37 protein-coding genes are annotated in these 25,810 nt (G+C 31.1%); 36 read left to right on the top strand and 1 reads right to left on the bottom strand.

Going from position 1 to position 25,810, the window contains the following annotated elements; all coding sequences use genetic code 11:
- Nucleotides 1-350 precede the first annotated feature (350 nt).
- From QE109_RS02205 to QE109_RS02035, 35 genes are all read left to right on the top strand, one after another.
- Nucleotides 351-782, top strand: a complete 432-nt coding sequence (locus QE109_RS02205) for a PDDEXK nuclease domain-containing protein (RefSeq protein ID WP_281092739.1) — start codon at nucleotides 351-353, stop codon at nucleotides 780-782.
- A 203-nt stretch (nucleotides 783-985) separates the two neighbouring features.
- Nucleotides 986-1,588 (top strand): hypothetical protein, encoded by a 603-nt coding sequence (locus QE109_RS02200; RefSeq protein WP_281092738.1) that lies wholly within the window; start codon nucleotides 986-988, stop codon nucleotides 1,586-1,588.
- A gap of 470 nt (nucleotides 1,589-2,058) precedes the next feature.
- Nucleotides 2,059-2,568 carry a hypothetical protein gene (locus QE109_RS02195; protein ID WP_281092737.1) on the top strand — a complete coding sequence of 170 codons (510 nt, stop codon included), beginning with the start codon at nucleotides 2,059-2,061 and terminating at the stop codon, nucleotides 2,566-2,568.
- Nucleotides 2,569-2,715: 147 nt separating this feature from the next.
- Complete coding sequence (locus QE109_RS02190; RefSeq protein ID WP_281092736.1) at nucleotides 2,716-2,877, top strand: hypothetical protein; 162 nt, start codon at nucleotides 2,716-2,718, stop codon at nucleotides 2,875-2,877.
- A gap of 92 nt (nucleotides 2,878-2,969) precedes the next feature.
- A complete protein-coding gene (locus QE109_RS02185) occupies nucleotides 2,970-3,224 on the top strand; it encodes a hypothetical protein (RefSeq protein ID WP_281092735.1) in 255 nt (84 codons plus the stop codon).
- A 148-nt stretch (nucleotides 3,225-3,372) separates the two neighbouring features.
- The gene (locus tag QE109_RS02180) at nucleotides 3,373-3,828 is read left to right on the top strand and encodes an NUDIX hydrolase (protein WP_281092734.1); all 456 of its coding nucleotides are present in this window, start codon (nucleotides 3,373-3,375) and stop codon (nucleotides 3,826-3,828) included.
- 163 nt (nucleotides 3,829-3,991) lie between these two features.
- Complete coding sequence (locus QE109_RS02175; RefSeq protein ID WP_281092733.1) at nucleotides 3,992-4,459, top strand: GNAT family N-acetyltransferase; 468 nt, start codon at nucleotides 3,992-3,994, stop codon at nucleotides 4,457-4,459.
- Between the two features lie 138 nt (nucleotides 4,460-4,597).
- On the top strand, nucleotides 4,598-5,494 hold the full coding sequence (locus QE109_RS02170; RefSeq protein WP_281092732.1) for a hypothetical protein: 897 nt from the start codon (nucleotides 4,598-4,600) through the stop codon (nucleotides 5,492-5,494).
- 151 nt (nucleotides 5,495-5,645) lie between these two features.
- Nucleotides 5,646-5,768: a hypothetical protein gene (locus tag QE109_RS02165; RefSeq protein WP_281092731.1), complete on the top strand. Its 123-nt coding sequence runs from the start codon at nucleotides 5,646-5,648 to the stop codon at nucleotides 5,766-5,768.
- A gap of 66 nt (nucleotides 5,769-5,834) precedes the next feature.
- On the top strand, nucleotides 5,835-6,734 hold the full coding sequence (locus QE109_RS02160; RefSeq protein WP_281092730.1) for a TIM barrel protein: 900 nt from the start codon (nucleotides 5,835-5,837) through the stop codon (nucleotides 6,732-6,734).
- A gap of 266 nt (nucleotides 6,735-7,000) precedes the next feature.
- Complete coding sequence (locus tag QE109_RS02155) at nucleotides 7,001-7,492, top strand: hypothetical protein (protein ID WP_281092729.1); 492 nt, start codon at nucleotides 7,001-7,003, stop codon at nucleotides 7,490-7,492.
- Between the two features lie 94 nt (nucleotides 7,493-7,586).
- Nucleotides 7,587-7,970 (top strand): hypothetical protein, encoded by a 384-nt coding sequence (locus QE109_RS02150; RefSeq protein WP_281092728.1) that lies wholly within the window; start codon nucleotides 7,587-7,589, stop codon nucleotides 7,968-7,970.
- Nucleotides 7,971-8,112: 142 nt separating this feature from the next.
- Nucleotides 8,113-8,883 carry a hypothetical protein gene (locus QE109_RS02145; RefSeq protein WP_281092727.1) on the top strand — a complete coding sequence of 257 codons (771 nt, stop codon included), beginning with the start codon at nucleotides 8,113-8,115 and terminating at the stop codon, nucleotides 8,881-8,883.
- 69 nt (nucleotides 8,884-8,952) lie between these two features.
- Complete coding sequence (locus QE109_RS02140; RefSeq protein ID WP_281092726.1) at nucleotides 8,953-9,483, top strand: hypothetical protein; 531 nt, start codon at nucleotides 8,953-8,955, stop codon at nucleotides 9,481-9,483.
- The gene (locus QE109_RS02135; RefSeq protein WP_281092725.1) at nucleotides 9,480-9,935 is read left to right on the top strand and encodes a hypothetical protein; all 456 of its coding nucleotides are present in this window, start codon (nucleotides 9,480-9,482) and stop codon (nucleotides 9,933-9,935) included. The genes QE109_RS02140 and QE109_RS02135 overlap by 4 nt, the downstream gene beginning before the upstream one ends.
- Nucleotides 9,936-10,082: 147 nt before the next feature.
- Nucleotides 10,083-10,427 (top strand): VOC family protein, encoded by a 345-nt coding sequence (locus tag QE109_RS02130; protein WP_281092724.1) that lies wholly within the window; start codon nucleotides 10,083-10,085, stop codon nucleotides 10,425-10,427.
- Between the two features lie 95 nt (nucleotides 10,428-10,522).
- The gene (locus QE109_RS02125; protein WP_281092723.1) at nucleotides 10,523-10,645 is read left to right on the top strand and encodes a hypothetical protein; all 123 of its coding nucleotides are present in this window, start codon (nucleotides 10,523-10,525) and stop codon (nucleotides 10,643-10,645) included.
- Nucleotides 10,646-10,802: 157 nt separating this feature from the next.
- Nucleotides 10,803-11,195 carry a hypothetical protein gene (locus tag QE109_RS02120; protein WP_281092722.1) on the top strand — a complete coding sequence of 131 codons (393 nt, stop codon included), beginning with the start codon at nucleotides 10,803-10,805 and terminating at the stop codon, nucleotides 11,193-11,195.
- A gap of 325 nt (nucleotides 11,196-11,520) precedes the next feature.
- Nucleotides 11,521-12,075, top strand: coding sequence for a hypothetical protein (locus QE109_RS02115; RefSeq protein ID WP_281092721.1), 555 nt, complete (start codon nucleotides 11,521-11,523; stop codon nucleotides 12,073-12,075).
- Between the two features lie 290 nt (nucleotides 12,076-12,365).
- Nucleotides 12,366-13,067, top strand: a complete 702-nt coding sequence (locus QE109_RS02110) for a GNAT family N-acetyltransferase (RefSeq protein ID WP_281092720.1) — start codon at nucleotides 12,366-12,368, stop codon at nucleotides 13,065-13,067.
- Nucleotides 13,068-13,106: 39 nt separating this feature from the next.
- Nucleotides 13,107-13,787, top strand: a complete 681-nt coding sequence (locus QE109_RS02105; RefSeq protein WP_281092719.1) for a hypothetical protein — start codon at nucleotides 13,107-13,109, stop codon at nucleotides 13,785-13,787.
- Nucleotides 13,777-14,283, top strand: a complete 507-nt coding sequence (locus tag QE109_RS02100; RefSeq protein ID WP_281092718.1) for a 2'-5' RNA ligase family protein — start codon at nucleotides 13,777-13,779, stop codon at nucleotides 14,281-14,283. Before QE109_RS02105 ends, QE109_RS02100 begins: the two co-directional genes overlap by 11 nt.
- Nucleotides 14,284-14,346: 63 nt before the next feature.
- Nucleotides 14,347-14,952, top strand: a complete 606-nt coding sequence (locus QE109_RS02095; protein ID WP_281092717.1) for a DEAD/DEAH box helicase family protein — start codon at nucleotides 14,347-14,349, stop codon at nucleotides 14,950-14,952.
- Nucleotides 14,953-14,979: 27 nt separating this feature from the next.
- Entirely contained in the window at nucleotides 14,980-15,780 is an 801-nt protein-coding gene (locus tag QE109_RS02090; RefSeq protein ID WP_281092716.1) for a class I SAM-dependent methyltransferase, read from the top strand.
- Between the two features lie 107 nt (nucleotides 15,781-15,887).
- Nucleotides 15,888-16,271: an NUDIX domain-containing protein gene (locus QE109_RS02085; protein ID WP_281092979.1), complete on the top strand. Its 384-nt coding sequence runs from the start codon at nucleotides 15,888-15,890 to the stop codon at nucleotides 16,269-16,271.
- A gap of 70 nt (nucleotides 16,272-16,341) precedes the next feature.
- The gene (locus QE109_RS02080) at nucleotides 16,342-17,001 is read left to right on the top strand and encodes a hypothetical protein (RefSeq protein WP_281092715.1); all 660 of its coding nucleotides are present in this window, start codon (nucleotides 16,342-16,344) and stop codon (nucleotides 16,999-17,001) included.
- 107 nt (nucleotides 17,002-17,108) lie between these two features.
- Nucleotides 17,109-17,393 carry a hypothetical protein gene (locus QE109_RS02075; RefSeq protein ID WP_281092714.1) on the top strand — a complete coding sequence of 95 codons (285 nt, stop codon included), beginning with the start codon at nucleotides 17,109-17,111 and terminating at the stop codon, nucleotides 17,391-17,393.
- Between the two features lie 18 nt (nucleotides 17,394-17,411).
- Nucleotides 17,412-18,761 (top strand): hypothetical protein, encoded by a 1,350-nt coding sequence (locus QE109_RS02070; RefSeq protein ID WP_281092713.1) that lies wholly within the window; start codon nucleotides 17,412-17,414, stop codon nucleotides 18,759-18,761.
- 74 nt (nucleotides 18,762-18,835) lie between these two features.
- Nucleotides 18,836-19,240 carry a PIG-L family deacetylase gene (locus tag QE109_RS02065; RefSeq protein ID WP_281092712.1) on the top strand — a complete coding sequence of 135 codons (405 nt, stop codon included), beginning with the start codon at nucleotides 18,836-18,838 and terminating at the stop codon, nucleotides 19,238-19,240.
- A gap of 108 nt (nucleotides 19,241-19,348) precedes the next feature.
- The gene (locus QE109_RS02060) at nucleotides 19,349-19,591 is read left to right on the top strand and encodes a hypothetical protein (RefSeq protein WP_281092711.1); all 243 of its coding nucleotides are present in this window, start codon (nucleotides 19,349-19,351) and stop codon (nucleotides 19,589-19,591) included.
- A 92-nt stretch (nucleotides 19,592-19,683) separates the two neighbouring features.
- Nucleotides 19,684-20,154 carry a GNAT family N-acetyltransferase gene (locus QE109_RS02055; protein ID WP_281092710.1) on the top strand — a complete coding sequence of 157 codons (471 nt, stop codon included), beginning with the start codon at nucleotides 19,684-19,686 and terminating at the stop codon, nucleotides 20,152-20,154.
- Nucleotides 20,155-20,232: 78 nt separating this feature from the next.
- Nucleotides 20,233-20,463, top strand: coding sequence for a hypothetical protein (locus tag QE109_RS02050; RefSeq protein ID WP_281092709.1), 231 nt, complete (start codon nucleotides 20,233-20,235; stop codon nucleotides 20,461-20,463).
- Between the two features lie 154 nt (nucleotides 20,464-20,617).
- Entirely contained in the window at nucleotides 20,618-21,523 is a 906-nt protein-coding gene (locus tag QE109_RS02045) for a M29 family metallopeptidase (RefSeq protein WP_281092708.1), read from the top strand.
- A gap of 283 nt (nucleotides 21,524-21,806) precedes the next feature.
- The gene (locus tag QE109_RS02040; RefSeq protein WP_281092707.1) at nucleotides 21,807-22,490 is read left to right on the top strand and encodes a helix-turn-helix domain-containing protein; all 684 of its coding nucleotides are present in this window, start codon (nucleotides 21,807-21,809) and stop codon (nucleotides 22,488-22,490) included.
- Nucleotides 22,491-22,854: 364 nt separating this feature from the next.
- Nucleotides 22,855-23,529 (top strand): hypothetical protein, encoded by a 675-nt coding sequence (locus QE109_RS02035; protein WP_281092706.1) that lies wholly within the window; start codon nucleotides 22,855-22,857, stop codon nucleotides 23,527-23,529.
- A 72-nt stretch (nucleotides 23,530-23,601) separates the two neighbouring features.
- Here the strand turns inward: QE109_RS02035 and QE109_RS02030 are convergent, their stop codons facing one another.
- Complete coding sequence (locus QE109_RS02030) at nucleotides 23,602-24,804, bottom strand: MFS transporter (RefSeq protein ID WP_281092705.1); 1,203 nt, start codon at nucleotides 24,802-24,804, stop codon at nucleotides 23,602-23,604.
- Nucleotides 24,805-25,270: 466 nt separating this feature from the next.
- Between QE109_RS02030 and QE109_RS02025 the strand changes: the two genes are divergently transcribed.
- Nucleotides 25,271-25,810, top strand: a complete 540-nt coding sequence (locus QE109_RS02025) for a hypothetical protein (RefSeq protein WP_281092704.1) — start codon at nucleotides 25,271-25,273, stop codon at nucleotides 25,808-25,810.

Here is a 25,810-nt window from a genome sequence, read left to right as displayed (position 1 = left end):
CATAAAAATTGATATATTGTTAGTCAAAGAAATATTTTATTTAAGGGAGAATATTTAATGAATGAAATTATAAACAATAAATTTTATGAGGATATCAGAATAATTTTAGAAACTTCAAGAAAAGATGTGAGCAAAGCAATTTTTCTTAACATTTTCAAATCGTGACACTGTGTCACGATTTGAGCTAGTCACATTATAGACTTTTGTTAAAATTAGAAAATGTTGAAGCGATAAATTTTTATATAGAAGAAAGTAAAAAAGCAAATTGGAGTGTATGAGAACTTTCAAGACAGATTAATTGTTTTTGTTTTGAACGGTTCTTATCAAGTAAAGATAAAAGTGCATTGAGATTGAATGCAAATAAAGATAGTGATGTCTTAACTCCAAAACAAGTTATTAAAGATCAGTATGTTCTTGAATTTTTAGGAATAAACAAGTATGAGAAATTATATGAAAATGACTTGGAAGAAAAATTATTAACACATTTACAAGAATTCTTATTGGAACTTAGAAGAGGTTTTTCCCTTTGTAGGTCGTCAAAAACGATTTTACATTTGCAAATGTACGTGAATTATTATACCCGTAAACTGATGAATGAAGATGATAATTTACCTATAGGAATAGTGCTATGCACGGATAAATCGGATGCTGTTGTAAAATACACTTTACCAGATGATAATAAACAGATTTTTGCTTCAAAATATATGTTATATATTCCAGCAAAAGACGAATTTAAAGAAGAATTACTAAAAGAGCGAGATTGTATAGAGTCATACAAATAAAAATACAATAACAGCTTATAACACACAGTCCTCACCCCCTTAGTTGCGAGTACTGCAAGAACGATAGGAAATTCTTTAAAAAGGCAGGTGATTGAAAATGTACAATAAACAACCTATATAAAGATTATGCAAAATATGTGAAATTAGAGAAACATCAATGAATATCAACTACTAAAATGAACCGAACAAAATAAGGAGGGAGTATGCTTTTAAAAATAGTTAATAAAAGGAATTTTTTGATAATAAACGGTACCATAATGATATTGATGGCAATTATATGGTTATTGCATTTAATAAATGAATCACCTGAACTTGGTTTGATGTTTTACAATATAAGAGATTATGCAGAATTGGCCATTGTTGTACTTCTAGGTGTTATGATAATTGATTTAATTAAACCAAAGAAAGTAGCAGGCAGTTTGATATTTTTGATATCAGTTTTTATTGGAATAGTAGTAGCCAATAATAATATAGACTTGTTTAAGTTCAGTTCAGTCAATGAAGAATGGTTATTCAGATCGATAGCTTTTATTACAATATACATAGCATTAATTATAATTTTTGTGGTGGAAATAGATCTTAAAAACATTAAGAACTATAAAGTTGAGATTTTAATAATTATTTGTTTGGTTGGCATAATACCCTCTTGTATTTTCAATGCATACAAGGCAACAAATCATATTAGTCCAAAACAAGTAGAAGCTTATTTTCGGTTAGGTATATATATTTTAAATATCAATCGAATATCTACTGCTTTATGTGGTGTAGGATTTACTATATTAGGTCTTAGAAAATCTAAAATTTGAAACTAATAAAAACTCTTATATAAAAGAAAATAATTAAAATTAACTTCCCATAACACACAGTCTACGCAACTTACGCTGTGAGGACTGTAAGAACGTTAGGTGAAATTCAAAGAGCCGAGTAGTATGTATTTCGTTAAATTTAAGATGAGACAACATCGTTCTCTTAATTATTTTGAAATGGTTTTTATAGGTTCAAGTCAGATTGAATATTATGAAGATATATCCTTATAACATGTGTGTGAATTGAAACAACGTGAGGTGTAAGTTATGAATAGTAAGATGAAAATGACTCTACTAATTACAATTTTGGTGTTCTTCTGACTAGTTGTAATAAAGGTACTCATATAGAGTTGGATAAAACGACTTTATCTTCAGACGTACTAGTAGACATATCAACTGAAAAATAAATCGTTATCAGACTGTTGCTAATCATGTATTTCAGTTAATATTGAAAATGAAAGGAAATTAAAATGAAACGATTATTAATTATTATTTTGTCAATATTTGTTTTAATTAAAGTTGTAATTATAACCTCAAATTATATTGAAAATAGAACTTTAGAAACTACAAACGATTTTTATAATACTGCTTTTTTAATTTCGACAAACACCTATGTAAGAGTTTATTCGTTACCTCTCAAAACATCATTGGATGAGGTTAATAGTTATAAAAACGATATTGAAGGGTTTTATGAAGAATATAAGAGTTTAAAAACTACAAAGGAAACTCTTGAAGGTGAAGTAGTACTTGATAATTTATTTAAAATCACATATGAAATTATAAATGATTGTGAAGAAATCTTAAGTTCTAATCAATATATGGACAATAATGATGTAGTAAATAAAAGCTTTGAAGCTGAAAAATACTATCTTGAGTTAGAAGCTGTTATAAATAAAAAGGGAATTAAAATCTCATCGGAAGTAAAAGCAGAAGCTACTAATTTTTTTTTTAAAAAGGTGGTAAAAATAATTAATGTTTGAACTTTCAATATTGAATAATTATTATAAACATCTTCGTCTGACACACAGTCCACGTAACTTATGCTGCGAGTAATGCAAGAACGTTAGGCGTCATATAATAAAAGATTATTCACAATCTAGCGAAAATATCTGACAGGAGGAAATTACATGAAAAATCAAATAGACTATAAGCTAATTCTTTATATATTAATTCCATTTTTAGTGGCAGATGTAATAAATCGTGTATTAGTCTATGGATTTAATATGAACTCTTTGTTAGTTATAACTACTTCAGAAGTACTTTTGTTTTGTGGAAATATGTTGCTGTAGTTTTTTGGTTTTGGGTAGGAAGACAATTTGGAAATCTAAGGACTGGAAAACTAATGAATTTTATCTTAGGGAATTCTCTATGGGGAGTTTCAATGATTTTATTTATCTGGCAGTTTATTTTTGTAAGTGATGTAAATAGAAATTTCGATATTGCTGGGAGATCACAAAATTATATGTTTGGTTTTGTGTATTGGGGCTCAAAAGCTATAATTCTTTTTGCAGACACAATAAATACAACGACAGTAGGAATAGTAGCTTATTTAATGATGTTTATAGTATTTACCGCAGGATTTATTTCTGTATCAAATAAAACGATTAAACGAACTAATACTGATTTGAAATTTTGACTTTATTGAATACGACGTCTAACAGTGAATTTCCAATGTCTACCCAGGAGTTAGAATAATTAAAAAATTCACGAGAGTGACGTCTGGAATTTGCGAAACGATAAGTGAAATAGCAAGTAAAAATAAATGGGAAAGAGGAAAAGACAAAATGGATTACATATCAAGTTTGAGACAACACATTGGAACTCAACCAATTATTATGTGTGGAGCTTGCGTAATAATTGAGAATGAAAACGGTGAGATTTTACTTCATCATCGAACTGATCGAGACTGGTGGGGGTTACCAGGAGGTGCGATGGAATTAAAAGAAAGTTTAGAAGATACCGCAAGACGTGAAGTATTAGAAGAGGTAAATTTAGTCTGTAAGAAATTAAATTTATTGAATGTTTATTCAGGTCCAGAATTATATTATAAATACCCAGATGGAAATGAAGTATACAATGTGACAGTCGCATTTACATGCAAAGATTTCCAAGGCGAAATTGTGGTAGAGAAAACTGAAGGTAGAAATGCGAAATTCTACAACATAGATGAATTACCAATGAACTTGAGTCATACAATCAAGCCGATTTTGGAAGAATATATTACTAGAAGAAAAGGGTGATACTTCCCATAACACGCCGACAACCTCAATTCCCCTAGATGAAACGATTCTTGCGGAGTGGGAATCGTGGGAATGTAATTGACAGTGTATACTTGTTAAAAAAGTGATTGATTTTAGAGGTAGGGAATAATGATTTACTATACAGTTGAAAATTGGAGGACAAATGAAGATAAGAAAAGCAATTGTTAAGGATCTAGAATCAATGGTAACAATTATAGATGATTCTGATTTAGGATCAATTTATTTTAAGCATGATAAAGAGAAAATAGAGAAGATGATTAGAAGTGAAATGGATCAAGATAATATTGTGATTGGTGAGGATCGCAATATGAAATGTGTGGCTGTTTTAATTTATAAATTAGAAGGTGCTTTCGGCATTCACCCATATATACACATAATTGTGGTAGATTCTGCTAGTAGGGGAAAGGGTTATGGAAAGCAATTATTGAATTATTTTGAAGAAATAATTGTCCCTAATTATAGAAAAATATTATTGTTAGTCGGGAAGTGGAATTCGAGAGCTGAGAAATTGTATGAGAAGATTGGTTTTGTTAGACTTTGTGAACTTGATGGATTTTATACTGAAAATGTGACAGAAATATTAATGATCAAAGAGAGAAAAAAAGAATAGTTTAAAACCGTTGATTCGTCGGCTAGCCGCCTGTAGTTAATCAGCTTTCGATGCCTTTCCTAAGAAAACTATTGGGCAAAGATTGTTCTGAGAATCCGGTTTGTTTGAGGATTATGAAATTATGCATAAAGGAGATGTATGAAAACAAAATTTAAGTTCATCTTATTGATCTCTATAGGAATTATCACATTTATTCTCTTGAGCCTGTTTAATGAAAACAATATGAAGGCCAGCAATCCGATTGTAAGTCAAACTGAAATACCTACAGTTGAAAACACAAGTCCAAGTACTGAACCGGATGCAACTTCACTCGATATACCAACGATTCCGCAGAATGTTCACGAGGATTTGCACTATCTATGGGATTTCACTTTTTCCGGGCGATATGATGCGCGAATGACTGATGATTTTTCACTTACATTGATGGATAAAAGTGGTCAAGTGCATGGGGTTTATACGCTGTTTGATCATTTTAATGTAGAGGAACAGACTATAAAAGTATTAAGCTATGAAAGTGATGACTTAACTCCCCCTAGCCAACACAATCTATATTGGTTTGAAAGTCAAAATGGAGGTTTGTTCGTTGACACAGATTATTATTCGCTAGACAATCAAGTGTTCATCGCTTACCTCTGGTCGAATATTGAAGGCATGTATACGAATAAAGGGGTTGCTGTAGGCAGTACTGAAAGTAATCTTTTATTAACTTATGAAAATGATTTATATTACCTTGAGAAGGATGAAACATTGTCAGAAACACGATCGAATTTGCTAAGTTACATCGAATTTGTCGACCTAAATCTAGCGACTCTTGAAAAAAAATACGACTTTGAGTATGCCTTTTTATGGCAGCCATTTACCCCGGAAACCAATGAAATCAGGGATATTACATTTTTTATTAAGCAAAGCAAGGTTATTGGGATTGAGATTAATATGCCTCCTGAGTTGCGTCACGTATATGGTTATGATAGGGAACACGGACTTGCGTTAACAGAAGCGATGAGGTCAAAAGCTGTTAAAGACATGAGTCCCTGATTTATAAGTATATTTTCAAAATGGTAATAAAATCCAAACTTTATAATTACCAATATATATTTTCTAACTTATAAAATATAATAAATGAAGTTATTTAAAGAGATTTCTATGACACATAGTCCTCTCTGCTGAGGCTACAAGGAAAGTAAGAGTGTTATGCGAAAATCCGAGCGAGAAAGCTTGGGAGGATATAATGATTAATTACGCATATATTGAAGGAACGATTGCTGGTGATGGTAAAGAAATTGATGTGTATGTGCCTGGGAGAATTTAAACCATTGTCTGAATATGATGGTATCGTTTTAGGTGTAATAAAAATCCTCAAATCAAAGGAGTGTTTATGACAGAATTTTTAATCGGAATGCACAATAAGATAGATTTTAGTAAATACCAGAGAGATTATATTTCAACAGAATTTACAGGTATAGAATTTTGCAATTTTTCGTCCTGTGAAGAAATACAAGAAATTGCTGAATTTACAAAGAAAAATAATATTAAAGTGGGAATTCATTTTCCGCTAAATCGGAATAGCTATAAGTATAGAGATCCTCATTTATTATCATTAGATGAACAAGAGCGGAAAATAGCAATGCAGGCATTAATAGCTGAAATTAATGTCGAAAGAAGTATCAATGCAGAATATATTCTAATACATTTTCCAAAACCAATGATATTAGATAAACGTTTGAACTGGGACAAATGCAATTTTACTATTGCAGATAAACCTATCGATGAAGACGATTATCCGTTTAAATTATTTAAGAATAATACTTTTGAATTAATGTGTCAGCTCACACAATTGTCAGATGAATCGGGAATACAGATTGTACTAGAAATTGAGCTGTTAAATAAGTATTTGTATGAGGGAGAGTATTTAAAAGAATTACTCAACCAATTTTCAAACATTAAAATATGTCTTGATAGTGCAAGACTGAACGTGCAAAGTAAAATCGACTCAAACTTCGATTGTATGAAATTTGTAAAGGAAATGGTGCCATATACTTATCTTGTTCATCTATCAAATATTAAAGTTAGCGACATAATTGAACAAGGACACCATCCAGTATTGAAAAGTTTGGATATAAATTCTGGCTGGTTTGATATTGATGCCTTTTTAAGTATTATATCTAAAACTAAAAAGGATATAAAAATCCTTTATGAGCATAGGTCTGACATAATCAGTGATATAGAACTTAATGAGTGTTACGAATGGGTAAGTGGATATTTTAAGACAGTATAGAAACACAGAAAATCGAAGTCTATCACCTAACTTCGGGTTCAATAACTGCTCCGCCAAACCTGCTGTGCAGGTATCGGGCGCTCCGTTAACCCGTCACTTGTTAATCGACATTATAAATATAGATTTGAGGAGGTGAGTATATGTACGAATTCCATTATATATGTTTAGCTAGTGCATTCATTATTTTTAGCATAATGAATCATAAGTTAATCAACGATAGATATTTACGATTCATTCCATTGTTATTTTCTTTTGGGTGTTGGTTGTTGGTTCTTATAGTATTTGGATTGTTAAATGATGTAGCTAGATTTAGCCATTTGTGGAATATTGTTTATGTCATTTTAATTGTTTTGACGAAGGATTATGCAATCATAGGGTCAGCTGTTTCTATTATCTATCTTGTTGATACACTGATTATTCAGAAGTTAATTGGGAAATTCAAAGTGATCTCTTATGCAATACAGGGAGTAGTAGGATTGGTTTTCGGTGTGAATATACCAATATTGTTGTTTTATATAACTGAAATGAAGCTCTACAATTGGCTGCCCAATTATGATCCGTATAAAAATCAGGAGGAACTGGCAGTCATTTTATTAATAGCTTTTGTATTCTGGCAGTTTATATCAGCGAAATACTTACTCAATTCTAAGACGATTGATAAGAAGAAACTAGTTCTAAGTAATATAGCGATATGTATGATTGCGATTGGAATAGGTGTATACATTCAAAGATTTAACTTATTTCATATATTTGCTTAATTTGGAGTGAAAGAGAACTTTTAAGGTTGATCAATGCCCTCTCATGTCAACAGCAGTTGAATTTGTATAATTTATTCTAAAGAGGAGGACCTAAATGAAAAGATTATTTAAAATTATAATAGTCTTAATTGTTTTTTTGCTCATTTATACATATTTACACCATATTCCGATTCCAACAAAAAATTTACCAACTACAGTAACTATAATTGCGCTACCTTCACCGCCGCATTATAAGACTATCATAGATACTGAAAATATAGACCTGATTTTTAAAATGATAAAAAATTCTGATTTAAAACCAATAATAAATAACGAAAAAGGATGGCAAGTCAGTTTGGAATATAGGGGCGGTACAATTGTTATGATCGGAGATAAAATTGAAATTAATGGGAGATGGTTTAAGGCTAATAATAAAATTTCGTCAAAATTTATGGATTTTTATCTAAATCTAGATTACAAAGAAAAGTTGTGGAAGTAAGTAAAGTAAAAATCCATTTGTCATTGATCAATACTCGTTGTAAAGAATATCACTGAGGGCTATCTTGTGACTACTATTAGAGCGTTTAAACGTTAGTATAGGTTTGAAGCTATTTCTAAATGTGTATAGAGGGGGGACAGTTATGACAATTTCAAAATTCTTTAAAGCAATTCATATTCTAGAAGCAGTGATTATTCTGTTTGTATTATGCTCATGTAGTGCTCATGATGTTGGCGAAAACATTGATATTGTTTATAATGAAGATGGAAAAAGTACTATTGAAAGTAATGTAAGTACTGAAAGTGCCAACACCGACATTCCTATAGAAGAAAAAGATAATACTAGTATAGATAAAAACGAACGTGATACTGGTCGCACTAATGATATCTATCAAATAGAATTACATATGGAACAGATCGGTAGTGTACACTATGGTACTGGATATGAGGGTGGAACAGATTTAGAGAATGGCATAACCTTTCTATTTGCTGTATTTGATGGAGAAAATACTGATGAACTGTCATGGCTTAAAACTTGGAATAACATAGATATTTCAGAGCTAGACTATTATTCAGGTGTATCAGTCACTGAAGATAAAATATTAATGGCTGTCAATGATACTCTTTATAGCTTGTATATTGAAAATGGTGCAATTGACTGGCAACTTGATCACATCGGTTATCCTTCTATGCCTCCGATTATAGATGATGCAGGTAATATCTACTTGGTGTGTGAAAGAAAGCCTTATCTATCAATAATTAATAAAAATGGAATAATTGAATCACAATTATATAGTGACCAGCTATACGGTATTCAAGATCTATATTTTGAGAATGATCTACTAATAGCAAAAATCTATACCGAAACATATGAAGAATTAATAATTGAAAATATTGACGATTTTAAAGAATGATGGTAACGGTCAATATCCAGTACCTATCCCCCTATTCAGCAGTAAATAAAATTGAAAGAGAGGTGTTTTATGAGAACTAAAATCTTTATATTTGTAATATTATTGACTATTGCTGTATTTTCTGCTTGCTCAAATTCTAATAATTCAACTGATAATGAGCGTTATTCGAGTGAGGACGAAGCAATTGAGAAGGGCTTGAGTGAAATAGACAATCTGCTTTCTACGGAAAGTTATCGAGATGTTACCCTAGTATTTTTTGAAAGGGATGGTGCACTAGGAATTTCGATACTTACTGAAAAAAATGGGGAATTTAGACTTGTTAGAAATGAACCGTTTTATGGATTTGAAAGTAATGGAGATTACATAACAGGTGGTTTTGAAATGAAAATCAATGATGAAAATATGATAAATATCTTAGCTGGAAAGGTATTTGATTCAACAATTAATCAGATTATTTTAGAAGATAATAAAACCAAAGAACAAGTTGAAATATGGAGCAGAGAATTCCATAAATCTAAGTTATTTTACTTCGTATTAGGTGATGATGAATACACAGATAAAACAGTTCTAGCTCTTGTCGATCAACAGGAGGAAACATGAAAAAAAATACTGTATTTGGAACAACAATCATAGTGTTGTTTATAATTGTTGCTTTGTTTTTTTTATATCCACGTGAATTAGTAAAAATTATTGGAAATGAACCTCCAATTTCTAGTAATACTAGTTTGTCAATTATTCAAAAAAATAATATATTGGAACCTGGAAATGTTGTTGAAAGCTTGAATAAAAACACTTGTAAAGAAATCTATAATTATTTGAGTACATTTAAATACATGCGCTCGAATATAAGTTATAAAAAACTTGATGAAAAAGAGACTTACGTTATTATTATGAAGAACAATGAAAAAGAAATTTTTAGAGCAGCAATAAGAGGAAATTCATACATTTCAATTATGGATAAGAATGAAAACTGGACAATATATAAAGTGATTGGAGAAAAAATCAATTTAAATTTTTTTGAAAACATTTACAATTCTTTAAGTGAAAACTAATTTGTAGTTTGTAAACTGATAATTGGAGTAATCCCTTACAGCGTTATCTAACACTTTAGCTTCATCACTATCGCGACGGGGTCAAGAGAAACGTTAGATGACAAAATCAAAATAATAAAAAATCTTTAAGTCAAGGAGGGGACAAAAATGAAAACGAATCTAGGACATATAAGAGTAAATGTAAGTGACATTCAAAAATCACTTAAATGGTATGAAGAAGTTTTAGACTTTATTGTGGATGGAAGTTGGCCAATTGAAAACCCAAAATATTATGATTTTGTATCTGAAAGTGGTGCGACATTTGCCATTATGGAAGTTGAAAGTGCAAAATCATATGGAAGAATAAACTTTAATGTTGAAGATGTTGATGCTTTATGGCTGAAGATTAAAGACAAAGTGGATATTTTAGAACCTTTATTTGACACGCCTTGGGGGACAAGAAAATTTACGATCCTTGATTTGGATGGCAATGAATTAGGGTTTGGAGGTTAATTCGATGATAATAAAATTCAATTGTATTAATATCTCATCACAGCAACCAGAAGCATTAGTGAAGTTTTATAATGAAAAACTAGGAGTACCAATCATTGATTTTGAATTGTGATGATCTTGAAAAAACTTATATCGAACTTAAAGAAAAAGGTGTAAACTTAGCTCCCCCAAGAATTGCTGAGTGGGGCGGGTTAGAAGTAACAATGAAATGCTATTAAAAGCGATAGAGCTACTTGAATTAAAGTGAATAGGCTACACTTAATTGGACAGAACATTTTGCAATCTCTCCTGAAAATCTTGTAAAACGTGTCCATGATGCAATTGACGATGGTAGATGTCATTTTTTTTTTTAGTTATTAGGAGTAGGTAGATTGTATGAAAAAACTTGGAATAGCAATAACAATTTTTATAATCTCTAGTTTTATAATTCTTGTATTTTATTATAAAAACACTGATGGAGAAGTAACTTCAACTGTTCAAATAACGGTCACAAATCAAAGTCAGAGTATAGTAAAAAATCTTTATATTTCATCTGGACAATACCCGAAATTTAAAGCTTTTTCTGATATAGAAGTCTCAAAAAGTGAATTTATGGTTGTTGATTTTCCTGTTGTTGGTGAAGACGCAGTAGTTTTAACACATACTGATGAACTTGGAATAGATCATAATGCACCAGTTATTGGATATTTAATGGGTTATGATGAAGTAAATGTTACCATAATTTCTGCTGATAAAGATGGTTTGATTATAGAAATGGACAATAATTAATAATAAATGAAATTTACATAAAGTCACATTCTAATCTAAAATTATCTTATTAATCTTTGATTTGCATTTGAATAAGTTAATAGTCGTTTTAAAACATGACAGTGTCCAGAGACACCCATTGCAGCCCTGTAGAGGGTGTCTTTTTATCTACAAATTGGTATAATATAATTCAGTTAAGATAAAAAGTAAGTGAGTAATCGAAAACTACGTGAACGTTACAAGAATCCCATATTAGTGATTAAACTAACCAAGGGTTTTGAAGAGCGATCAATAAAATTTAGTCCATTTGTTTCAATCATAAAACTATGTAAAGGGGAAATGGCTTATGTTCAATAAACTAAGTATGGGACGTGAAAAACGAAGAAAATCATATATTGTAATCACCATAGTAATTATTGTATGCATACTTATCATTGTCACAGATAATTTGCTTTACAACAAAACTGAGACTTTTAGTATAGATGAAACCTATTCAGCGAACCCCACTAAAGTTTTTTCAGAATTCGAAACGAGCATATTAAATGAACCAACGAAGATAACAATAAAGGGAAACGTTACAAAAAAAGTAAATCCAGTGATAATAAAGAAAGGTTTTTTCAACTACAGCTATTGCTACGTCTTTAACGGTGATATTCTCATAGATGATTATGCGTTCAAATTCGATGATCAGAAGCCGTTTATATCAACATATATAACGATTGATGATAAAAAAGTCTTATTTGCTTCTCCTGCAGATACTGAAACATTGAAGATAGATGATAATGTTTATAGAGTTGGCATTACTGCTGTTAGAGATGTAAATTTCAATTTGATTAATTTTCAGTTGACTTTGTATAATTCCGAAAATCAGAAACTAGCGAACTATAATTATGATTTTTAGGTCTAATGGACATCTGAATCAGTATCTTATTTAGATAGCAGCCAAACACGCTATTAAACATCAATATGTAAATATGATATAAAGTAAATCGTCTCTTAATGAGACGATTTTTAATTATAATGAAATATTCATGTGATAGTTTTCTGATATAATTGTTATAGTGTTATCAAAAAACTCAGATAAATCAGACAAATCAGTATGTGCAGTTTAAGTGATTTCAGGAAGATGAAATTTATATAGATAAAACACATACCAAATAGAGCATATTATACATAGTAAGGAGGGATTATATGAGCAAAGTAGTATCAACGCCATATGACAATATGCGTTTTTTTAAAGCGTATCATACACCGCTTTTTGAGAGTCTCACAAAAGAGGGTGAGGTATTTGTTGGAAATAGTGATCGACCATGGGTTTATATAAACAGTAATGAAGCGAAAACCGAATCACTCAGCGCATTAGTGAAGCTATTGTCTGAAGACTATGTGAATTTTGCGCTTGTTGAGGACTGGATGGTGGATACAATTACGAGAGATTTTGTTCGCACGAGAGAGATGGTCTGTACAAGGTTTTATTTGCCAAATGGTGTGACGTTACCTCATAGTGAAGCACAGGTGAGTGTACTTACTGTAGATGACGCAATAGAAATTCAAAACTCACATGCGTATAATGAATACACGGATCTTGAGTATGTCACTGAGCAGATAAAGAACGGTTACGGTGCTTGTGTACGTCTTGAAGGTAAACTTGTGGCATGGGCGATTACACATGATGATGGAGCTATTGGTTTTTTATTTGTCCAGCCAGAGCACCGCGGTAAGGGATATGGCGAAGCTGTAACTAAGTGGATTGCAGAACGACTCAGAAAAGATGGTTTTGCTGTCTATGTGCATATCGAAGCAGATAACTTTAAGAGTATGAATCTGGCTAAAAAGTTAGGGTTTGTGGAAGATAGAAATGTACGGTGGTTTACTCTTGAGGAAAGAAAGTGATCCTTGCTGGTATCAAAATTTGGAGGAAAAATTATAAACATGACAAACTTAATTGTAATATCTGGAATAATATTAGTCACATTAATTGTATTTTCTTTTTTTAGAAACCGTTATATCAATTTCGTTTTGGGGATTTCTTTAATTACGCTTTGGATGCCTTTAGCCATTTCGCTTCCATTTTTTTTAATTTATGCATTTAAGATCGAAGGTTTATACTTACTGGCAATTATGCTTATGATTTATACGATTTATTTTGTAAGAAGTAATTTTTTCTTAGCCACTGAAGTTTCAGATCATATCGAAATGATGAATTTGAGTAAATCAGTTAGACTTTACATAAAATCACTTTATATGACGACGATTAATACGATATTTGTTATTATATTAATTATGATTGCGCTTGGTGCTGTTTCATTATATCCACTGCTTGTACTTTGTTCTTCTGTATGGTTTATTCCTGTAGCAATTTTGGGTGCACTTGCAGGAGTTGTAATATTTGGCGTAGTGATGATGGGTTTAATACCAACAGTAGCGATCAATATTATTTTTACGCTTAATGGCGTCACAAGACTGACAAGTGCATTAAATTATAATCGTAATGAGAAGTTAAAACGTATTTTGTATTCATTGATTCCATTTTGGGGAATTTACGATGGAATTAAATTGCTCAAAGAGGCTAATTATAAGTTGAAATCAAAGGATCAAATATATGACGAATAGAGCTATAGTAATATTCCCGCACTTTAGTAATTTAGAACTTATTGATGAAATAAGAGAAAAATATGATCCGTTGTTTAACTATATAGCGCCACATCTCACTCTTGTTTTTCCTTTTCAAAGTGAATTAACAACCAAAGAATTGATAGAACATATGGAAAAACAATTAAAAGACGTTGGACCATTTGAATTAATTGCAAAAGGAATAACGGGTGCTTCAGATGGATATGTATTTCTTGATGTAAAAATTGGCAATGATAAGATGATTGAGCTGCATGATCAGCTATATAAAGGTATCTTAAAGCCTCACCACAACAGATTTATACCCTATATCCCTCATATCACTATTGCTAAAATAACGGATGAAAATGAATATAGAAGTGTTGTAAGTGAGCTATCTGATTTTGATGTTGAGTTCAAAACTGTGATAGATAAAATTACAATTGAAATAATAGATGACAGTGAAAAATCTCTATTTGAATTTGAATATAAACTCTAAAATAGGAAGTTATGGAGCAAATATGATTAAAACCGAAACGAATACGTATTGGGAGCTATTAAAATGATTATATGGTTAAATGGCGCATTTGGGAGTGGAAAGACACAAACTGCATATGAGTTATTGAAGCGAATTGAGAAGTCGCATGTATTTGATCCAGAAGAAGCTGGGTTTTATATTCGAGATAACATACCAAAAGAGTTGGCAATTGGTGATTTTCAAGATTATCCGATGTGGAGAACTATTAATCGAGAGATGCTACTTCACATTTGTAACCATTATGATGGTATCGTGATTGTCCCAATGACTGTGACCAATAAACAGTATTTGGAAGAGATAACGCAAGCGTTGCATGATAGTGGAAAAGATATATATCATTTCACTTTACTTGCAAATCATGAAACTTTATTCAAGCGATTAAAGGGACGGGGTGACAAAATAGGTTCATGGTCATTTCAACAGATAGAGAGATGTGTTGAAAGTTTTAGGGATGAATACTTTAAGGAGCACATTGATACTGATGAGATGACAATTGATCAAGTTGTTGAATATATAGCTGGTAGCTGTGGGATATCAATATTAGCAGATCATCGGAGTGCTTTTAAGAAGCGAATAGACAGAATTATCGTATGGAAAAAACATATCAGATTGTTTAAGTTATTTGGTTAATTTGAAAGCGCAATGGAACAATCTATGATGAAATCACTAAATGATATGACAAAGAGAGGAATTCTAATGAGCAGTCAGAAAAGTATTTATAATAGACCTGATATATACGATATATTATTCACTGAAAATATGACTGAGTTATTGAAAAACCATTATGAAACTGTATTTAACAACAAAAAAATTACTTCTATTCATGATTGTAGTTATGGAACAGGCAATCTAACCAAAGTGCTCTCAAAGATGGGCTATAAAGTATCCGGGTCGGATATAAGCAATGAAATGCTAGAACAAGCACACGAAAAAAATATAATTGAGCAATTGGATATTAAATTGATTCAAAGTGATTTTAGAGATTTAACTAATCAGATTCACGAGCAGTTTGACTGTGTTATGAGCACTGGAAATTCACTAGCACATGTAAATAACGATGATGTAAAAACAGCAATAGACCAGATGTCGAAATTAATTAAAGCTGGAGGATATATTTACATTGATACAAGAAACTGGGACCGGATCTTAGATACAAACAATAGATTTTATTATTATCAACCAATGATTAAAGACAATGAAAGAATAAATGCAATGCAAGTTTGGGACTATAATGATAATGGAACAATTACTTTTAACTTATTATATTCATTTGAGAAAGAAAATAGAATTTTCAGAAGGGAAGAATTTTCTGAACTATATTACCCATTTACAAAAGAGGTACTAGTTAATTATCTTAAAGAGATCGGCTTTAAAGAGATTGAATTATATAGTTTTATACATCATCAAGTCAAGAATTATGATGATATGGAATGGTACGTAATTATTGGAAAAAAATAATCACATGACATAACAGAAACGTTAAGTGAAAAATGTCTAAACAAAACGTGTATAAAAACAAAATTGGATGGAGGAGAAAAATGATAAGATAAAATTTTCAAGTATATATTGTCTGTTCTACTGACTCCAAATTGTTAATGTTAAAAAGAACGAAGGAAAGATCAGGATACTGGCAGCCTGTTTGTGGTGGTATAGAAACCAATGAATTAGCATGCGATACTGCTATTAGAGAGGTATATGAAGAAACTGGAATAACAAACTTTGACTACATAGAGAAATTACCATTTGAATTTAACTATCGAGAACCTAAAAATGGGATTGAAATGGATATGGAGGACGTTTGCTTCCTAATGATCATAAATACTAAACCGGACATAAGAATAACAAATGAACATGAGCAATATAAATGGATTGCATTTGATGAGGTTTCAAAGTTAACAGATTGGGAGCCTATAGTTACAGTATGTGAATACTTAAATAGTTTGGATTAAAAGCATTGACACAGATATAATAAATAATTGAAAAATATATGTATTACAAAAAAATTGAACTGGAGTTAATATGGCATCAAGAATTATGCACTATTGCATAGGAAAGAAAATTTTAGAAAATATTAAAACAATTAATCCAATAGAATTTCATATAGGGAATTTAGTACCTGATGTATCTAAATGGGGAAATGGCGATTATGAAAGGGCACATTTTGGATATACGAATGAAAAACAAAAGGGAATTAATTATCAAGAGTTCCTAAATAAATATATGGAAAGTGAAAATCTAAGTGATTACAAATTGGGATATTTTGTACATTTATTGGCTGATGCAATTTGGTTAAAACAAATCCAAGATACATATATTAGAAGTAAAACAAATAAAAACAAATTATATGAACTTGGTTATAAAGATATGTATAAGTTGAACCCCATTTTGATTGAGGAATTTGAGCTAGAAAAGTTCAATTTCACTAGTATTGAAGAAGAAATTGATGAAATTGATAAATCCTGGATCAGTGAGCTCTCTAAAAGCCTAAATGACGATTTTTCAGTCCAGTTCATAGATAATGAGATGCAAGTTTATCCTTTAGTAAGTATTTTCAATTTTATTAAAGAAGCTGAGAGCCATTGTACGAGAACAATTTTGCAAATAAAGAATAAAATAGAAATCATCAATCCTGCAACATTTTATGTTGAGGACAATTTGTTCAGTATATCAAAGGCATAATAAATAGATTCATAAGCCAATAGGTCGAATCGTTCATTTTTCAATGAGTTCTCATCATGTAAAAATTTAGTATTCTAAATCTTAAACCATAAAAGGAGATAAAAATCATGGAAACGATAAAAATAAAAAGATTAGCATTCAATAGTTATTTAGAGTTATCAGGAATTATAGGATTTTTAACAGGACTGTTTACCGCATTTATGAACTTCATTAGAACTATACTTAGCTTAACCGGAAATCCAGATGGTTACATAATACCACTCTTAATTGTACTTTTTGCAACGCCTATTGTTTCATGTCTAGGTGGACTAATTATAGGTGTCGTCAGTTATTATCCTTATAAGTTGATCATGGAAATAAAGAAAGGCACAACGTTAAAAGTTATAAAATAACTTAAAAGAGGTAATCTTATGAACAGATTGATACCGATTGGCTTACTAATAATTGGTTTATTAACGGCATTCTTTATGACTGATAGAGGGTTTACAAAGAAGGAATCATGGACGCTTTATAATGCATCGAGTTATGCGTTTGAAAGTTTAGGTTCACAAAATTTACTGCTTAGTAAAATGCTACAACCTAGTGAAGTGAATGAAATCTTAAATCAATTAGTTGATACCGATAAACCACCACTGACGAAACAAGAACTTCAACAAATTAATAAAGATCCCAATGCGTATTTAACTGATAATATTTTACCAGATGGAAGATATTTAAAGGAGAATTATGTAGAACTGGAAATGCAGATGGTTCAAGAACTAAGTAAACCATTTGTTTATGGCATAGAGACGCAATCGATAGAACAAATAACTGTAACTATTGATCAGAAAGCAACTTTAAACTGTGAACGGATTAAAGTTAAAAATGGTTTTGTTCTAAAGCCAATTATAGAAATTAGTTCTCAATATTTTAATTATATTTTCAGCGATGATGGAAGCCAAACTGTCATTGTTCTAGAGAATGGTATTTGGCGGATAGATGCTAAATCCATGGCAATTCAAAAAATCATAGAAATGGATGAAGATACATATTCTGCTCTATTTGATGCGTCAATTAAACGATTTGGAATGAATCAGGTCTTTCCTAATAGTTTTGTTACTGCAAATGCTACAACTGAAAAAATTGCTTATATTTCCAATCGTGATTCATTTGACGATGGGACAAATGATTTATATTTAGTGGATTCTGCGACTGGAAAAGAAACTTTATTTAAAGCCAATTTAGATAAAGGTGAATACTTTAGACCGGAAAAATGGCTAGATGATAAAAACTTACTGGTTTACACGATGGGTCCATATGGCAATGAATTTAAAGTTTTTACAATGGATGGCGAAGTCATTCCACTAGGGATTGATGGTACAATCTATGCTACTTCAGCAAACAAAATTGCTTATTTCAATGATTGGATTTCTCCAATAATCCATTTGGTCGAATTTGATGGGGATAAGATAATCCCAATTATAGATATTAACCTACCCAATCAAATAGATGCTAGAGATGCTTATAATAAATTTAGCCCAGATAATAGTAAATTTATTTGTAGTTATATCAGTTCAGATGCTGATTTTATAAACGGGTTTATCATCTATGATTTTAAAACTAAAAATTTAACAACAGTTGATCAATTTCCTGATGATAATGATTATTTTAATTCCTATGTCTGGCTGAATCAAAACACACTATTATTTACCCTTGCTAAAAAGGGTGTGAATAATAATGATGAACGTACCTTTTCAACCTGGATGTATCATCTTAATTAAACAATCTTAAATTTGTTTGAATGATTTAGTGAAATTCAACAGCATAATAAAAGACAAACCTCATGGAGATTTCAATGGAAAAAATCAAGATAATGGGTATTTTTGCACATCCAGATGATGAGTTTGGAATGGCTGGAACAATAGTTAAAGCAATTTCCTTAGGAATTGAAATAAGTTTAGTTTGTGCCACTAAAGGTGAAGCTGGAAAAATTCGTAATGAGAAACAGAAACTCCTTAAAACGATGAGCATTTCTCAAATTAGGGAAGAAGAGTATCTCGCTGCATGTAATAAACTCGGTGTATCTAGATCTTTTAATTTAGGACTTGAGGATGGAAACTCAAAGAATTGGAATGAAAAAAAAGTAATATCAGATATAATTGATGTAATTGAGAAGGAATGTCCTACACAAATATTTAGTTTCGATATGAATGGTGTTAATGGACATCCAGACCATAAGGCGTTAGCACACATTTGCTAAAAGGCTTGTTTAATTAATGGAATAGAGTTAATCCAGATAACTAGATTCCCAGAAACTTATGTTAAGAAAAAACTATGGTGGTTACCACGAAATGTAAAGAAAAGTCTTATGAATAGAATTTGTACTAAAGATGAAATGGTGACTGCAGTATTCAAACTTAACAAAGAAGAATTGTTAAAGAAGTTGTCCATTTTAGAGGTTTATAGGAGTCAGTTTCCAGATGAAAGGAACCGGTACTTTAAACAGCATAAAGTCATTATACGTATAGCAGCAAGGTATGAAAGTTATTATGCGAAGGATAGTAAGTCTATAGAGATACTAAGGCGTTTGGGGTGGAACTTTGTAGATTAATAAACTACTGTTTGTTTTGTCATGTAATGACTGGAAGTGTTCCAAGCAAAGGCTTAATGCAATGCAGGATAATTTAAAAAGTGGAGGATAAAATGCTAAGTGTAAGTAAGGTTTCAAGTGAAAGTGTTGAAATTGTTCATAGTATTCAGAAAAAATCTTTTGAATCCTTACTAAATAAATATAGGGATTACGAGACAAATCCAGCGATGGAAAGTATTGATAAGGTTCTAGAGAAAATGGAGAAATCCAATACAACATCATATATTTTTCAATTAAATAATGTAAGTGTCGGATGGGTACGCGTCACTGAATTAGAAGGTAAGATATTTAAAATTTCAGCACTTTGTGTACTTCCAGAATATTGGAATAGAGGGATCGCACAAAAAGCGATGACCATGATTGAAGGTTATCATTCAGATGCGGCTAAGTGGGTGTTGTCTACAATATTACAAGAGAAGGGAAATTGTCACCTATATGAAAAATTGGGCTACATTCAAAAAAAAGAAGAGATACTAATAATAAATGAAAATATGACACTTGTGTTCTATGAAAAAATAAAATAATACAATTGCTTTTCTTGCCAAACATTACAAACAGTACAAGTACAACACTTAACACCAGTTACATACGGAGGCTTGAAGATGGAAAATATATTTCAAAAGATAATCTATTCGATAATTATATTGCCACTAATTGGAGTGTTAATTTATTCAATTAAAGAACCTGAAAAAAGCTACTTATTTGGTAGAAGATGGCAATATAAAAATGATGATTTAGAGCCACGTGAAGGATTGGTAAAATTAAATAAAATATTATCAATTATTTTTTTAATAGTAATTATAATTGGATATTTAGCATTTCTACTTCTGTAATTTACTGATTTATCATTTCTTGGGGAGGCATCTTTTCAATTGTACTTATCAGTAGTAAGATGAAGTACATTGAGCGTAAAAGAGAAAAAGTTAATTAAGTATCATATATCAATAGTACATGTTCTTAGAACAACAGGAGAAATAAGGAGAAAATATGAAACTTTACAACTGGTTTGGAGATACTAGCAAGTCAAATATACATTTAGTAACAGACAACCAGCAATTAAAAATTGCTGAATGGATACAATCTTGCTTAAGTTACAGTAGTTGCACGATTCACAATATAGACGATTCAGAAGTTCAAATTACAAAATTTGAAAAATTGAATTCTAACGATTATCTCGTTGTAATTTTATCATTTGACAGTTTTATACACAAAGCAATGAATAGATTTTATCCCACATTTAGAAAGCCAAAAGGAATAAGCAGTAGATATATCTTTATAAGATTGGATATATCATTGAAATCACTTATCGAAGGACTTAATACTGATGATCAACTGGTTAAAGCAAAAATCAATCACTATATGGGAGAAAAAAACGAGTCACAAGTAACCGTCAAATCTGAAACTGGAACAAATATAAGTTTCCGAATTAATAAATTTGGTTCATTTAATCATTTTATAAATGAAAATAGTGATATTGCTTTTCTTCCACCTTCAGAGATTTATGCTGGTATTCATTTAGGGTCTGCCAATGGAGAAATAGTAGTCGATTTAACTTTAGGGCAACTATACAGAGAGGGAAAAATGCTTGAGAAATTCGGTTTAATTTCATCATCATTTAAATTGCTTGTTAAAAATGGGAAAATTGTTAATGTTATAGGAAACGATATACTTCAGCAACACCTATCAAAAATTGAGAACGAAGCATCAGCGATTGTTGAGCTGGGGATTGGATTGTCGCAAATGGAACCTACTGGAATTATTGGAATTGATGAGAGTATTCTTAATACATGTCATTTTGGAATTGGTGATGGGTCTTTTTACGGTATTGACAATAAGTCGTCAATTCATCTAGATGTTGTTTTGAAGAATCCACAGATACTAATCGAAAATTAGAACAATAATTAATATAAGAATAAACGAGCATAATGGACGGGAGACTTTTTCGTCAGCTATTTTGAATACAAATAACTTTAAATACTAATCTCGGTTAATTACTTAAAAAATGAGGATAGAGCTTTAATGAAAATTAAAAGAAATAAGACGATTTATGAGTAAAAAGAGGCATAAATATTACCTGTTACGAAAGGTAACAATATTGTCATGAAAAGTATCTTGCCTATATAGTCAAATGGGTATTATTCTATTCTCATAGTTGCTGTAAGGAGGAGACGTAATAATGTTAGGAGAAAAGATTGCCAAAAAAAGAAAAATGATGAATTTGTCACAAGAAGAATTAGCAAAGAGGCTCTCTGTATCAAGGTCAGCAATAGCGAAGTGGGAATCTGACAAAGGAATTCCAGATATTGAAAATCTGAAAGCATTATCTAGAGTATTAAATATCAGTATCGATTCACTTTTAGATAATTATAATGCTGATAATAAAGAACTGATCTCAGCATGTAATGATCATTTTGAAGAAAGAGATGAAAAAATTCAACAATTTATAAACAAAAAATGTACGGCTGAGCTTACAGCTTGGAATGATGGCATTTTTGATGGGTATTTAATAGCTCAAGATAGTTATTTTCTATATTTTTTAACTGAGAAAGGCAATAAAACCACAGTTGTAGGAATTGCAAAAAAATTTACGACTGAGATAAAGTTGAGTTCTAAAGCAGATAAACAACAAATTGATTTGTTGAAGTATAACAGTATTGGTAAGGAATTCTTTCTTGGAAAGAGAGTAAATATTGCGTTAGATGAAAAACATTTTTGGAGTGGATTAATTGGAAAAGATACTGAGTTCTTAAATGTTGAAATCCGTGCTTTTGCAAAGAATAATTTAGTTATAACAGAAGGAAATTTGCTCTCCGATATTACAGTTCCAATTGAAGAAGTAGCAAAAATTGAAATTATTTAGGAAAACATTTTAGAAATAGAGATTATAATAACATCGCATTTGGAGACTACGGTGTCCTATCAATGGTGGGATTATTTTTATATATTGTATTGATGATTGCATTGAATTTTTATTTGTTACCGTTGTTTGGTTTGAAGTAAGGAGTAATAATAGGAACTTCAATGATAATTTCTGGCTTTACAATGTAAGAATAAAACTGACCTCGGTAGGAATAGAAATCTTCATATTGATAAAGTTATAGAATATTTGAAAGCACTGTTAGAATATTGAGTAAGCTATGCTTAGTTTGATATTGGAAATGGAAGTGTGTAAATATAACAATAATATCAATCTTTTTAGGAGAATAGGATGGGAGATCTGAAATATGAAATATTTAAAAGTAATAAGAATAACAATAATTATGATATCCATTATGATTGCATATCTGATTTATTCAAGCGAATACAGCATCAAGCCAGAACTGAATGAATTAGAAACAAGTATTGAAGAGTTTTTAGAAGAAAACGTTACAGTAATTGATTACATAAAAGTTGATAATACTTTATCCGTATATTATACGATGAGATCAAATGACATTATTGGCTTTACGACATTATACAAAGGAATTAACTCGAGATATCAAATAAGAAATGCAAGCTTTAATATAAGAAATAGAGTCCTTCAAGGGGAACCCTTCAAAACAAATCGGGGAGATTATCTGGCAATCATTGGAACAAATTATGATGATAAGATCTCATCGTTTAGTATTAAAACATATTCTGGAGAAATGTTTTCAGAAAATGTTCATGATAAATCGGAGATTTTAACAGTGTTTGGTGTTGATTCACATACTCAATTAGAAAAATATCAATTATATGACAAAGATAATAATGATATAACTGAAGAAATGAATCGATATATAACGACAAAAGAGAGTAGTAGTACTGGCAAAGGGAAAGCTGAACTTTTTATGATGTATGTACTGTGTTTTACAACTATTTTGATAGGATATGGAATATCTAGATTGTTTATAGCTAGAGATAGGAGAAGCATTATATGAAAAAAGTTTATATGATTTGAAGGGCTCTATACTTAATTAGAGGTAAACCTTTGCATCCTATAATCCTATAATTTAGTGAAAGTTAGATGTCTTTTTTATATCGTTTTTAAATAATGAGTAGAAAACCATAGTACCTATAAGGTATAAAGCGATGGTGAACATATATGGTGTATTGTAGTTGTAATTAGCCATAATGTAGCCACCTATAAAAATCCCTGCTGCTCGTGATAAATTGTTCATCATCGCGCGCATAGCACTCATCAGAGGGCGATGATGCTCAGCCACAACATGCATTGAGATGTTTCTTATAAGGGGTTGCCCCATATTCATAAGTGAGCTTCGTAAAAAGAAGGCAATTGCGACGATAATTATACCCTGAGGAAGCCCAATCGCTATTAGAAGTGGAATGCTTAGGAGTTGTGTGATTACGATTGTCTTATAATCACCGAACCTGTTACTGAGCATCGGAACACATAAACCACCTACAACCGTACCAAATTGGGCGAAGCTTAGAATCAATCCAACGACACTTTCAGAAGTGTCTAGCATATATTTGAGATAGACACCAAAAAATGGTACAACGAGACCTGCACCTAGGCCAATGATACCGGTATAGGATAGAAAAAGGATATTTTCGATAGTGAAAAAGCCTTTTAATTCCTGAAGATTGAGCCGTTTTGTTGCTGAAGATGGTCGTGGTTTAAGCCTTGATAATGGAATGATAGCAATTAGGCTCATGGCGCTAATCACAATGAGTGCATAGCGTATCGAGACAGCACCTTCACCAAAAGTGACGGCGAATCGCTCGGCAAGCATCCCTGTAAATAACGAACCAGTCATGAAAGCTGCATTTCTAACTGCAAACGTAAGGCTAAAGGCATGAACGCGTTCTTCTTGATCGGCTTGGTTATAAATAAAAGGTGATTCAACCGTTAACATGGCAGCTTGACCAAAGCCGAAGATGATGGAAATAAGACGCATAAGAACGATGTTTTCAGTCATGACTATGGTCATACTGCTGAATCCCACAACTAAAAGACCAAGCAGTAGCGTCCGCTTATGCCCAATCTTTCCGGAGATAAAGGTGATTACAAATGCCATGAGTGCTACAGATAAGCGCCTTAAAGAAAGAATACTGCCAACGATAGCTTCAGAATACCCCAGTTCTTTGACGTAAATGCCAAAAAAGCCTTGAAATGAAGCGGAAGTTAATCCGTAAAGAAACACGACCCATATGAATTTTTTTATGATTGGATTTAAATTTTTATAACTCATAATGACATTATAACGGCTTTTAGTGTATCAATGCAATTGTTTCGGGTACAAAAATATAAAAAATTGATACATGATTAAGAGGTCTAGCACATCGAGATGTTATTGTTAGAATAATATGACAATTCAATGACAAGTTTTGAAAAAAATTGACTCATAAATATCAATCATGCTAACATAAGTTAAATAGAGTAAAAGGAGGTAATACAAATGTTGATTAATGCTATTATTGCAAAGGAAATTATTGAATTTGAATTAGTGGTGACATATTGTGCTGACACTCCGATTACCGATGAAGCGCTATAGTTTTTTTAGCATGCTTTATTTGAATTGTAACGGTGTATGCATATATGCATGCACCTTTTTTATTATTGATAAAAGGGGGGAAGAAAAGGATAACTTATAAGTTGAGCATGAGTACATAAACCCAAAATTAATAAAATATGCCAAAAATTTAATCGGAGGAAAAATGAGTAAAAAAAGAATATCTATAATGATTGTAATTGTAGTCATATTATTAATTGCTTTTCTTAATTCTCAAAAAAATTCAATTGAGGATGTTATAGGGGCTAATTCCAATATGAATTATGAAATATTACATATGGACCAAATCGGAAATAAGACAATAATATTATCAAAAATTGAAGATGGTCATCTTCAGTATACAATCGTAAAACATGGAATTTTTAATTATAAAGCCATATATAGTGGTGTTGTAAGTGATTATGAACGGATATTAGATTCAATTGGAATATTATTTATGGAATTACCTAAACAAATTATGGATGACAAAATAGTCTGTTTTGGATTAGTTGAAGATGATAAAATCTCTGTTCTAACACTGACTGATAACAATGACTCCTTAAAAACATCAGTGAAAAATGTTTCGGGGATTAGTTTTTGGAGTGCTGATGTGAGTGAAATTTCAGGAAGTCAAATTGTGATTAATGGATATGATTCAGAAGAACATATAGTCCTTGAAGTAGAGGAAGTTTTGAGTAGAAATTGA

The organism is Fusibacter bizertensis (assembly GCF_029914245.1).
Classification (GTDB): Bacteria; Bacillota; Clostridia; order Peptostreptococcales; family Acidaminobacteraceae; genus Fusibacter_C; species Fusibacter_C bizertensis.
Note: the sequence above shows the minus strand (reverse complement) of the source record. Positions and strands in the feature narration are given on the sequence as shown.

What these genes read in the sequence shown, in the direction of transcription:
- QE109_RS02130 (WP_281092724.1), top strand. Translation starts at nt 10,083, where the DNA reads ATGAAAACGAATCTAGGACATATAAGAGTAAATGTAAGTGACATTCAA.
- QE109_RS02140 (WP_281092726.1), top strand. Translation starts at nt 8,953, where the DNA reads ATGAGAACTAAAATCTTTATATTTGTAATATTATTGACTATTGCTGTA.
- QE109_RS02050 (WP_281092709.1), top strand. Translation starts at nt 20,233, where the DNA reads ATGGAAAATATATTTCAAAAGATAATCTATTCGATAATTATATTGCCA.
- QE109_RS02150 (WP_281092728.1), top strand. Translation starts at nt 7,587, where the DNA reads ATGAAAAGATTATTTAAAATTATAATAGTCTTAATTGTTTTTTTGCTC.
- QE109_RS02045 (WP_281092708.1), top strand. Translation starts at nt 20,618, where the DNA reads ATGAAACTTTACAACTGGTTTGGAGATACTAGCAAGTCAAATATACAT.
- QE109_RS02105 (WP_281092719.1), top strand. Translation starts at nt 13,107, where the DNA reads ATGACAAACTTAATTGTAATATCTGGAATAATATTAGTCACATTAATT.
- QE109_RS02055 (WP_281092710.1), top strand. Translation starts at nt 19,684, where the DNA reads ATGCTAAGTGTAAGTAAGGTTTCAAGTGAAAGTGTTGAAATTGTTCAT.
- QE109_RS02180 (WP_281092734.1), top strand. Translation starts at nt 3,373, where the DNA reads ATGGATTACATATCAAGTTTGAGACAACACATTGGAACTCAACCAATT.
- QE109_RS02030 (WP_281092705.1), bottom strand. Translation starts at nt 24,804, where the DNA reads ATGAGTTATAAAAATTTAAATCCAATCATAAAAAAATTCATATGGGTC.
- QE109_RS02195 (WP_281092737.1), top strand. Translation starts at nt 2,059, where the DNA reads ATGAAACGATTATTAATTATTATTTTGTCAATATTTGTTTTAATTAAA.
- QE109_RS02120 (WP_281092722.1), top strand. Translation starts at nt 10,803, where the DNA reads ATGAAAAAACTTGGAATAGCAATAACAATTTTTATAATCTCTAGTTTT.
- QE109_RS02190 (WP_281092736.1), top strand. Translation starts at nt 2,716, where the DNA reads ATGAAAAATCAAATAGACTATAAGCTAATTCTTTATATATTAATTCCA.
- QE109_RS02065 (WP_281092712.1), top strand. Translation starts at nt 18,836, where the DNA reads ATGGAAAAAATCAAGATAATGGGTATTTTTGCACATCCAGATGATGAG.
- QE109_RS02025 (WP_281092704.1), top strand. Translation starts at nt 25,271, where the DNA reads ATGAGTAAAAAAAGAATATCTATAATGATTGTAATTGTAGTCATATTA.
- QE109_RS02200 (WP_281092738.1), top strand. Translation starts at nt 986, where the DNA reads ATGCTTTTAAAAATAGTTAATAAAAGGAATTTTTTGATAATAAACGGT.
- QE109_RS02175 (WP_281092733.1), top strand. Translation starts at nt 3,992, where the DNA reads ATGAAGATAAGAAAAGCAATTGTTAAGGATCTAGAATCAATGGTAACA.
- QE109_RS02040 (WP_281092707.1), top strand. Translation starts at nt 21,807, where the DNA reads ATGTTAGGAGAAAAGATTGCCAAAAAAAGAAAAATGATGAATTTGTCA.
- QE109_RS02135 (WP_281092725.1), top strand. Translation starts at nt 9,480, where the DNA reads ATGAAAAAAAATACTGTATTTGGAACAACAATCATAGTGTTGTTTATA.
- QE109_RS02060 (WP_281092711.1), top strand. Translation starts at nt 19,349, where the DNA reads ATGAATAGAATTTGTACTAAAGATGAAATGGTGACTGCAGTATTCAAA.
- QE109_RS02075 (WP_281092714.1), top strand. Translation starts at nt 17,109, where the DNA reads ATGGAAACGATAAAAATAAAAAGATTAGCATTCAATAGTTATTTAGAG.
- QE109_RS02185 (WP_281092735.1), top strand. Translation starts at nt 2,970, where the DNA reads ATGATTTTATTTATCTGGCAGTTTATTTTTGTAAGTGATGTAAATAGA.
- QE109_RS02080 (WP_281092715.1), top strand. Translation starts at nt 16,342, where the DNA reads ATGGCATCAAGAATTATGCACTATTGCATAGGAAAGAAAATTTTAGAA.
- QE109_RS02070 (WP_281092713.1), top strand. Translation starts at nt 17,412, where the DNA reads ATGAACAGATTGATACCGATTGGCTTACTAATAATTGGTTTATTAACG.
- QE109_RS02160 (WP_281092730.1), top strand. Translation starts at nt 5,835, where the DNA reads ATGACAGAATTTTTAATCGGAATGCACAATAAGATAGATTTTAGTAAA.
- QE109_RS02095 (WP_281092717.1), top strand. Translation starts at nt 14,347, where the DNA reads ATGATTATATGGTTAAATGGCGCATTTGGGAGTGGAAAGACACAAACT.
- QE109_RS02110 (WP_281092720.1), top strand. Translation starts at nt 12,366, where the DNA reads ATGAGCAAAGTAGTATCAACGCCATATGACAATATGCGTTTTTTTAAA.
- QE109_RS02115 (WP_281092721.1), top strand. Translation starts at nt 11,521, where the DNA reads ATGTTCAATAAACTAAGTATGGGACGTGAAAAACGAAGAAAATCATAT.
- QE109_RS02145 (WP_281092727.1), top strand. Translation starts at nt 8,113, where the DNA reads ATGACAATTTCAAAATTCTTTAAAGCAATTCATATTCTAGAAGCAGTG.
- QE109_RS02170 (WP_281092732.1), top strand. Translation starts at nt 4,598, where the DNA reads ATGAAAACAAAATTTAAGTTCATCTTATTGATCTCTATAGGAATTATC.
- QE109_RS02090 (WP_281092716.1), top strand. Translation starts at nt 14,980, where the DNA reads ATGAAATCACTAAATGATATGACAAAGAGAGGAATTCTAATGAGCAGT.
- QE109_RS02100 (WP_281092718.1), top strand. Translation starts at nt 13,777, where the DNA reads ATGACGAATAGAGCTATAGTAATATTCCCGCACTTTAGTAATTTAGAA.
- QE109_RS02035 (WP_281092706.1), top strand. Translation starts at nt 22,855, where the DNA reads ATGAAATATTTAAAAGTAATAAGAATAACAATAATTATGATATCCATT.